A 9,292-nucleotide genomic window follows, 5' to 3' on the forward strand; every position below is an offset into this window, starting at 1 on the left:
GGAGGGTTCGGGTCGTGGGTGGGGTCGACGTCGCGGTCGAACCAGTCGTGGACGACCTGACTGGTGGCGACCAACAGCGGGCCGCACAGCACGATGCCGGCGATGACTTCGACCCAGCGCGTGGAGATCGGCACGCCGGACGACACGACGCCGCAGCCGAACGCCCACATCGGCGGAAACCAGGTGATCGGGTGCAGCACCTCGAGCACCGCCGAGGGCGCTGGACGCACGGCCACACTGTTACTCATCGGCTCCGTCTCCTTCCGGCGCATGTTCAGCTAAGCCGTACCGGCGCAATTTCACGTAGAGGCTCTGGCGGCTCAGTCCGAGCATATCTGCGGCCGAAGCGCGATTGTCGCCGGTCAATTCCAGCGCCGCCTCGATCGACAATTTTTCGATCACGTCGGTGGTCTCGCGCACCAGGTCGCGCAGCGGCACCCGGCCGATCAGTTCGGTGAGCTGCGCCACCGAGCGCGGCAGTTCGCGCTTCGACGTCGCCGCCGTGGTCAGCCGCTTCTCGACATTGCGGATCGCAAAGCCGAAGCACGGCTTGTCATCATTATCCTTGAGGGCGACCGCCGAGACTTCAACCTCGGCGACCGCGCCGTATTCGCCGCGCAGTACGGTGGCGAACAGTTTGATCGCCCCGCTCTGGCGCAGATTGGCGAGCGCGACCGACAGGTCGACGCCGGTGCGGCCGAGCCAGCGATCGAGCAGCTCGCCGCGCGCCTGCTCGGCGCTACCGAGCTGCGCCATCTCCAGGAAGGCCAGATTGGCGCGGGCAACCCGGCCGTCATATTGCGTAATCACCAGCGCATCGGCGGCGGATTCGAAATAGTTGAGCAGCAGCGACGCAGTCTTGGCGCTGCCGGCTTCGGGCGGCGCGCCGTGCGACGCGAGCCGCACCAGATACAGCGACGCGTTCTCCTGGCGGAACAGCGACGCCGACAGCTCACATTCGCGGCGGCCATCGGCCAGCTTGACTCGGGCGCGACCGTCGCGGCCGGTCGAGCGCACATCGGCGAACAGGTTCAACACCGTCTGCTGATCGGCACCGTCGACGAATCCAATCACCGGCGCATTCAGCGCCTCGGGCGCGCTGGTATCGAACAGTGCCAGCGTCGCCGGATTGGCATCCACGATGAGTTCACTCGCCGCATCCACGATCATCACCGCTTCCGACGACACCTGGAACAGCAGCCGGTACCTCGTCTCAGCGTGCCGCAGCCGGATGTAGTCGCGCTCCATCGATTGCTGCGCGTTGATTAACCGCTGCTGCATCATGGCGAGTTGACGCAGATCACGCCCCACCACCAGCAGGCGGTCGTCTCTCCCGAAATTGATCGCGGAATAAAGCACCGGAATGTCTTCGCCATTGGGCGAAGGATGGTTGACCTGGCGCCAGGTCGGGGCGTCGCGCACGGTGGCGTCGAGCAGTAATTCGCGGATCTTCGGCTGGGTATCGGAGGTGACGATGTCAACGAGCCGCGAGCCGAGCCAACGGCTCTGGCCGTCCAGCTCGTGGGCCAGTTCGTCCCTAGTAAACGCTACGTCCCGGATCACACCCTGCGGATCGACCACCAGCGCGACATCGGTCGCAGCGGCGATCAGCTTCGCAGCAGACTGTGCACCGAGATCCCCCAGCGACTCCTTCGGAGATTTGAACACTTGCACCAGGGCAAATATCCTCCAGCAAGAACTCGTCCCTCCACTCCGGCGTCTGCGTCCTAAAAGCCCAGCCCTGTTCTTAAAGTCTTCTCAGGCTTTGTTTTGTTGGCCTCTCAGGCGGAGTTGGAGGCGCTTCGTTTACAGCAGGCCGCTTCCCTCGTCACCAGTCAGCGGTACAAAAGAACCGCCTGCTGTCATCTTTCTCGGGAGCCGAAAGCAGAAGCGCGCGCCTGATTGGGTCTATAACCATCAGGCGCGCGCATCATTCGTTCAGATAGACGTGCGGTTGTATTACCGCGGCGGCGCCAGGCCGTGCTTCACGCCCCAATCGAACCAGTTGTCGACAACCGGACCGGTCAGGATGATGCCGATGGCACCGGTCAGCGGGCAGAGCACCGCGAACCACCAGGCCCAACGATGGATCGATTCGGCCGTCGCGTTGAAGCCCATCGTCCAGCGCCAGAACAGAGCAGCGCGTTCAAGTGCAGTACCGCGGTCCAGCATCTGCTCGATTTCGCGCTCGCCACCGTAGCGGCTCACAGCGAGGATGGTCGCACCGTGCATGGCGAACAGCAGGGCCGAGCCATACAGGAAGGCGATCGAGAGACAGTGGAAGGGGTTGTAGTACAGGTTACCGTACTTGATCGAGAAGTTGTTGGTCCAATCCAGGTGCGGGAAGATGCCGAACGGCGGTGCTTCGCTCCAGGAGCCCATCAACACCGGCTGAATGAAGCCGAGCGCCAGGTACAGCAGGATTGCGGAAGCGAACGCCCACGACACGTGAGTGCCCATACCGAGCGCCCGCGAGCGCCGATAGGTGCGAACCCACCACAGGGCGATCGAGACGGTCAGGAAGAACCCGGCCATCAGCCACCAGCCACCTTCCTTCAGCGGCGGAATGGTCAGGCCGTATTCCGGCTTCGGCGGCTCGAGAGCCAGCCAGCAGAACTGACGCAGGAATTCGATCGGGCTCCAGTTCACCGACGCCAGCATATTGAGGCCGATGATCTCGAACGCGACCAACCCGCACAGCACGGAAGCCACACCGGTGAACCCGAGGTAGACAGGACCAACCTGCGCGTCACCGATTTTGCCGAGCCAGTAGTTGAACGTCGTCTGGGTCTCGCGAGGAGAGCTGCCGGGACGTAGCGGCACCCCCGCATAGGCAGGTCCTTCAACCTGGACCTGCGTAAAGATGTTCTGGTATTGGGCCATGACAAGACTCTCTTGTGACCGGTTGAATTACGGATTCCAGATCGGCAGGTTGCGCCACCAATTCCACCAATCGGGCCACGAACCACCTTCCGCCAGCACCGGACCGCTGAGGATCATGCAGACCGCGCTGAAGAACACGGCCGACAACGCCAGGAACAGACCGAGGCGGTGAATGCCGATGGTACCAATCGAGTAGCCGACGAGATCACGGAACACGGTGTTTTCATGTTCCGGAGACTTCACAGGTTCGCCACGGTCGGGATTGAGCGCCGACAGCACCAGGCCGCCATGCAGCGCGAGCGCCAGACAGGTGGTGAAGAAGAACGTGATCGCGATCATGTGCGCGGGATTGTAGTGGAACTGGCCGTAGGAGTAGCCGGTGTTCGACACCCAATCGAGATGCGTGAAGATGCCGTAGGGGAAGCCGTAGCTCCAGGAGCCCATCAGGACCGGACGGATCACCACCAGCGTAACGTAAGCGAAGATCGCGAAGCTGAAGGCGAACGGAACGTGGAAGCCAATGCCGAGCTTGCGGCAGATTTCGACTTCACGCAGCGCCCAGGTGACGAACGCGCCAGTCGCGCAGATGCTCACCCACTGCCAAATGCCGCCCTCGGCGAGCGGCGCAAATCCCAGACCGTATTTCGCGTCCGGCGGGTTGACGCTGATCTGCCAGAGATTCCAGGTGGGGCCGAGCGCGGTATTCCACGCGATCAGCGCGATGCCGATCAGCGCGAAGAACACGGTCATCACCCCGAAGATCCCAACGTAGAACGGGCCAACCCAAAAATCGAACAGGTCGCCCCCGATTAGCGTTCCGCCACGAACGCGGTATTTCTTCTCAAAGCTGAGCATTGCCATCGATCGTTCCTCCGCGTGCGAGCCAGGGAAAATCCATCGTCGTCGTCCAGTCCATGTCGCTTCCCGGAAGGGTGTGGGCCCGGCAGATCGGTCCGTTTCCCAGCCCTTCCGGCAAGCAGTGAGTCACGCCATTAGACCGGCATGCTCGGCGGAGTGAACGGCAGCGAGATCGACGCCGCCTTCGCCGCACGCGGACCATCGAGCCAGTTGAACCGGCTGGTGCTCAGCAGGATGAAGTGGATGATGATGGCCAGGCCGAACAGGAACACGAACAGCAGGACCAGCGCGCGACGCGGATCAAACAGAAGCCAAATTCGCCACATAGTAGTCGTCTCCCCTTAGCACAGGAACGAGGTCAGTTGATGAACGCTGTCCATCGCGTAGCCGGTCGCTTTGGGCAGCCACGGACGCCACATCCAGGCGAGGATGTGAGCGACAACCGCAACGACGATGAAGAGGAAGAAGCTGGTCACGAAGATCGAGTGGAATTCCTTGGCTTCCGCTTCGGAAAGTCCCGAGATGGAACCGTCACTCATTTGGTCACCTCCTAGTGATGGCCTTTCGGCCGACACGCCGCCCGAGCGAGGGCGGCAACGATTGCCGTATCGTTTCCGAAACGACAGCGATTTACCGTTTCGTCTCCAAAACGGCAGCCTTCCGTCCGGCGGAGGCCGGACGAAATCCCCGAATTACATTCCCATGAACGAGGAGGTCACCAGCACGCTTGCGGCGTTGTGAGCCTCGCTAAATACCGATTCCTGGGAGCCGGATTTCTTGCGCCACGGCATGGCACGCACCACGATGGCGCGAGTCAGAAACAGCGCGTAGCACGCACCAAACATCACCCGACATTCGAACGCGGCACTATCCGGTAGAACCCTCGAGCGACGGCCGGTGTGGACATAGTCGGACATCGTCATCTCCTCACTCTTGGATTGCTCATATTTGGTCGCGACATTGTGAAGCGCATTGTTCTAGCTCAAATCATCGTTACACCGATTGTCCGTCGAGCAGCGCAGCACGCGCTTTACTGACGAATTCGGTAGTGACTTTTTCCTGTCCGGCACGGCGCGCGCTGTTTTCAGCGGCATCGCGCAGACGTTTTGCCGCAGAGATTCGCACCAGCACCGGATGCTGCTCGAGCACTTCGTCGAGCAGCGCCTTGGCTTCGTCGCTCCACAGCAGTTCTTCGTGCCGGCGCGCAGGCGTCGGATCGACGCGATCGAGATCGCTGCCGAGCGGAAGAATGTTGAAAAGTGCGTCGAACAGCGCGTTACAGACTTCCTGCACCAGATAAGTGGCGCCGGAATACCCCATGAACGGCGTGCCGGTGTGACGGCGGATCACAGCACCCGGGAATGACGCCGGAATGTACACGGCGCGACCACCGGTCTCGGCCAAGTACATTCTTTCGTTGTAGCTGCCGAACATGATCAGCGGCGGGGTCTGACGAATCGCCGCACGCACCGCTTCGTTGTCAGTCTTTTTGCCGACACAGCGCGAGATCGCGAAGGTGCACGGCAGCCCCATCTCGTCTTCGAGGAAATGCCGCACGCCGCGGGCATAGGTATCGGTCGCGACGATCGCGAAGCTGGCGGTGCCGAAGAAGTCTTGCGTCACCGACCGCCACAGATCCCACAGCGGCTTGATGGTGGTGTTCTTCTCGCGCTCGATGAACGGCTCGGGATCGAGGCCGGTGAGTTCGCCGAGCTTGCGCAGGAAGCGCGTGGTCGAATGCAGACCGATCGGCGCCTGCAGGTACGGCCGCTCGAGTGATTCGCACAGCAGCCGGCCGAACTCCCGATACATGCAGACGTTGACGTCGGCATTCACCAGCTTGGGAATATCAGACAGGTGTGTGCCCAGCGGGAACACCATGTTGACTTCGGCGCCGATGCCTTCGATCAGCCGGCGGATTTCGGCGAGATCGGACGGCATGTTGAAGGTGCCGTAGATCGGTCCGATGATGTTGACCCGCGGCTTCTCGCCGTCCTTGCGCTTGCGCTCCGGAATTTTTTTCGGGCCGTATTCTTTCCACAGCCACGAGATCGCACGGTCGGCGCTCTGCCACTGATCCTCATCGATGGTGCGCGGCAGGAAGCGCTTGATGCCGGTGCCTTCGGGCGTGACGCCGCCGCCGATCATTTCGGCGATCGAGCCGGTGACGACGACGGCCGGCAGATAAGGATCAAGCGCCTTGTGGGCGCGGTGCATCGCGCCTTCGGTGCCGAGCTTGCCGAGTTCTTCTTCGCCGAGGCCGGTGACGACGATCGGCAATTCGTGCGGCGGCAGCGCATCGGTGTAGTGCAGGACCGAGGTCACCGGCAGGTTTTCGCAACCGACCGGACCGTCGATGATCACCTGCAGGCCCTTCACCGCGGTGAAGGCGTACACGGCGCCCCAATAGCCGCCGGCGCGATCGTGATCGAGGACGAGCATCAGATCATCTCCTCCGCCTTGCGCTTCTTTGCTGCGGCTTCGATCTGCTTCTTGTACTTCTCGCGATAGGCCGGAACGTCCTTCGGAGTGTCTTCCCAGACGCCGGCGGCATAGCCCTGCCCGACGTCGCCGAAGAACTCCTTCATCTCGTCGAATCGCGCCTTGTTGCCGAGCGCGGCGTTGATCACTTGCGCCAGCGAGCCGGCGCCGGCGGGACCGAACAGCGGCCGCGCCGAGATCAGGTTGGTGAAGTACAAGGCCGGGATCGACATCGTCTTGGCCTTCTGCACCACCGGGGTGGTGCCGATGGCGAGATCCGGCTTGAATTCATCGACCGCCGCGAAGTCCTGCTCGAGCGAAGCGCGGTACTGCACCCGCACGCCCTTGGCCTCGAGCCATTCGCGATCCGGATCCGACCACTGCGTGCGCGGTACCGCGGTGCCGACATAAGGCACGTTCGCGCCGCTCTCGATCAGCAGACGCGCGACCAACAGCTCCGAGCCTTCGTAGCCCGACACGGTGATACGCGCATTGATCGGCTTGGCGGCGAGCGCGGCCTTGATGGCCGGCAGGAAACGATTCTTGGCGGCGTCGATCTTGGAGCGCTCGACGTTGCACGCCGTGCCGATCGCTTCCAGCCACGCTTCGGTGCCGTCGTGACCGACCGGCGCCGAGCCGACGACCTTGCGGCCGGCGAGATCGAACTGGCGAATGCACGATTTGTAGAACGGGTGAATTGCCGCGACGACCTGGCAGTCGAGCGCAGCATAGAGCTCACGCCACTCGCGGGTCGGCACAACCGGACCCACGGCGAGGCCGAGCGGGTCGAGCATCAGGTTGATACCAACCGGATCGGCCGGGAACATTTCACCCAGCAACGTCACGGTCGGACGCTCGCTGCGGCCGCCGCGCGGCGCCTGCACCGGGCCCTGCTCGGCTTCCTTGCGGGCGTATTCGAGCATCGCGCCGGACAGTACGTCCTTGGCCTCGGCGTGAGTCGGCACGCCGAATCCCGGCACGTCGATGCCGATGATGCGGACGCCGTTGATCTCCTTCGGCAGCAGATCGAGCGGCACGCCCGACGCGGTCGGCACGCAGAGATTGGTGATGATGATGGTGTCGTACTGCGCCGGATCGGCCAGCTTGTAGACTGCCTCGCGGATGTCTTCGAACAGCTTGCCGGTGACCAGCGTTTCCGAACTGAACGGCACGTAGCCGACGGTGCGGCGGGCGCCGTAGAAGTGCGACACGAAGGTCAGGCCGTACACGCAGCAGGCCGAGCCGGACAGCACGGTCGCGGTGCGGCGCATCCGCAGGCCGACGCGGAGCGAACCAAACGCCGGGCACATGCTCTGCGGCTGATCGTGCGGTCCCTTCGGATAGTCGGCGGCGTAGCGTTCGAGCACGTCGCTCTTGCCGGCGGCTTGCGCCGCCGCTTTCATCTCGGCAGCGCCGGCATGGCAGCCGAGACCGTCGGTTTTGGTCGCGGCTTCATTGATCGCGGGCGCGTCGATGTCGACGGAAAAGTCCGCCGCATCGTCGCCGATCGACCCGGCGATACGGCCGGAATAACGAGACATCCCACTCATGACGAACTCCCGATCACCCGATCTCAGACCTCGTCGTAGATCACTTCGAGCGACGGCTTGTTCAGCACCGAGGCGCCGCACATATCTTCCATCGTGGCGGGCTCGAGCACGACATCGCGACCGGTAACGTCGCTGGAGAACAAGCCGAGCAGACCATCCTGGGTGAGCGGCTTCGGCCGAACCGGCGGCGCCGTGGCGACATTCTCGGCGAGCGTCGCGAACAGCGGGCCCCACTGCCCGTCCGGCAGCGCGACGATCTCGTAGTTGGCGCTCTTGCGGCGGATGCCTTCGTCGGCGGGAATCGCCGACAGCACCGGAATCCCGGCCGCCTTAGCGAACGCCTGGGCTTCGCCGGTGCCGTCATCCTTGTTGATCACCATGCCGGCGACGCCGACATTGCCGCCGAGCTTGCGGAAGTACTCGACCGCCGAACACACGTTGTTGGCGACGTACAGCGACTGCAGGTCGTTGGAGCCGACGATGATCACCTTCTGGCACATGTCGCGGGCGATCGGCAGACCGAAGCCGCCGCACACCACGTCGCCGAGGAAGTCGAGCAGCACGTAGTCGAAGCCCCACTCGTGGAAGCCGAGCTTCTCAAGGGTTTCGAAGCCGTGGATGATGCCGCGACCGCCGCAGCCGCGGCCGACTTCCGGACCGCCGAGCTCCATCGCGAAAACGCCATCGCGCTTGAAGCAGACGTCGCTGATGGTGACTTCCTCGCCGGCGAGCTTCTTCTTCGACGAGGTCTCGATGATGGTCGGAGTGGCCTTGCCGCCGAACAGCAGCGACGTGGTGTCACTCTTCGGATCGCAGCCGATCAGCAGCACTTTCTTGCCCTGCTGCGCCATCATGTAAGACAGGTTGGCGAGCGTGAAGCTCTTGCCGATACCGCCTTTGCCGTAGATCGCAATGATCTGGGTTTCCTTGGTGACGGGAGTCGTCACCGGGGCATCGGGTTCAACCGACGCCTCGGCCCGGAGTTGTGCGTCTTGCAGGCTGATCTGCGGAACGACGTTCATCAGCTCGGTCTCCAATTCAGAACCATTTTGAGGCAAGCAGGGTCTTCGAAAGCGATCCGATAGGCGTCGGGTGCCGACGCCGCCTCCTGGTGGTGCGTGATCAGTCCATCGAGCGAGAGCTTGCCGCTTTCGATCAGCGCCTTGGTGGCGCCGATGTCCGGCGGCTGCCATTCCGCCGCAACCCGAATGCGTGCTTCACGCATGAAAGCGGGCGGGAACGAGAACGACAGCGGCTCGCTGTAAAATCCAGCGAGCACGATCTCGCCGGTGGCCGCGATGCGCGAGATCAAAGTGTCGAGTAATTTTGGATCGCCGCTGACGTCGTAGATGCTGCGATAGTCGCGACGTTCGTCGGATGCGGGATCGACCACCGCATAACCTTCGGCACCGTCGCTGCGGATCGGGTTCTTTTCCCACACCACCGGCGGCGGATTGCCGAGCGCGATCGAAATCCGCGCCAACAAACGACCGAGCACGCCGTGACCGACAATGCAGTCG

9 protein-coding genes and 2 pseudogenes are annotated in these 9,292 nt (G+C 63.0%); all 11 read right to left on the minus strand.

What is annotated here, in order from left to right; genetic code table 11:
- Positions 1-248: pseudogene (locus DYI24_RS14500) on the minus strand (chlorophyll synthase ChlG); the annotation flags it as partial.
- Complete coding sequence (gene ppsR, locus DYI24_RS14505) at positions 241-1,674, minus strand: transcriptional regulator PpsR (RefSeq protein ID WP_107343542.1); 1,434 nt, start codon at positions 1,672-1,674, stop codon at positions 241-243. The gene ppsR and the pseudogene DYI24_RS14500, both read right to left, overlap by 8 nt.
- 285 nt (positions 1,675-1,959) lie before the next feature.
- Positions 1,960-2,883: a photosynthetic reaction center subunit M gene (gene pufM, locus DYI24_RS14510; RefSeq protein ID WP_107343541.1), complete on the minus strand. Its 924-nt coding sequence runs from the start codon at positions 2,881-2,883 to the stop codon at positions 1,960-1,962.
- A gap of 27 nt (positions 2,884-2,910) precedes the next feature.
- The gene (gene pufL / locus DYI24_RS14515; protein ID WP_107354746.1) at positions 2,911-3,744 is read right to left on the minus strand and encodes a photosynthetic reaction center subunit L; all 834 of its coding nucleotides are present in this window, start codon (positions 3,742-3,744) and stop codon (positions 2,911-2,913) included.
- 131 nt (positions 3,745-3,875) lie between these two features.
- On the minus strand, positions 3,876-4,067 hold the full coding sequence (gene pufA, locus DYI24_RS14520; RefSeq protein WP_011157087.1) for a light-harvesting antenna LH1, alpha subunit: 192 nt from the start codon (positions 4,065-4,067) through the stop codon (positions 3,876-3,878).
- Positions 4,068-4,082: 15 nt separating this feature from the next.
- On the minus strand, positions 4,083-4,280 hold the full coding sequence (gene pufB, locus DYI24_RS14525; protein ID WP_011157086.1) for a light-harvesting antenna LH1, beta subunit: 198 nt from the start codon (positions 4,278-4,280) through the stop codon (positions 4,083-4,085).
- Between the two features lie 153 nt (positions 4,281-4,433).
- Positions 4,434-4,658: a hypothetical protein gene (locus DYI24_RS14530; protein WP_107346496.1), complete on the minus strand. Its 225-nt coding sequence runs from the start codon at positions 4,656-4,658 to the stop codon at positions 4,434-4,436.
- Positions 4,659-4,734: 76 nt separating this feature from the next.
- Positions 4,735-6,183, minus strand: coding sequence for a chlorophyllide a reductase subunit Z (bchZ, locus tag DYI24_RS14535; protein ID WP_107343540.1), 1,449 nt, complete (start codon positions 6,181-6,183; stop codon positions 4,735-4,737).
- Positions 6,183-7,772, minus strand: a complete 1,590-nt coding sequence (gene bchY / locus DYI24_RS14540) for a chlorophyllide a reductase subunit Y (protein ID WP_107343539.1) — start codon at positions 7,770-7,772, stop codon at positions 6,183-6,185. Before bchY ends, bchZ begins: the two co-directional genes overlap by 1 nt.
- 23 nt (positions 7,773-7,795) lie before the next feature.
- Positions 7,796-8,794 (minus strand): chlorophyllide a reductase iron protein subunit X, encoded by a 999-nt coding sequence (locus DYI24_RS14545; protein ID WP_107346495.1) that lies wholly within the window; start codon positions 8,792-8,794, stop codon positions 7,796-7,798.
- Positions 8,794-9,292: pseudogene (locus DYI24_RS14550) on the minus strand (chlorophyll synthesis pathway protein BchC); the annotation flags it as partial. The gene DYI24_RS14545 and the pseudogene DYI24_RS14550, both read right to left, overlap by 1 nt.

It is taken from the genome of Rhodopseudomonas sp. BR0C11, from assembly GCF_010820945.1.
GTDB classification, from domain to species: Bacteria; Pseudomonadota; Alphaproteobacteria; order Rhizobiales; family Xanthobacteraceae; genus Rhodopseudomonas; species Rhodopseudomonas palustris_H.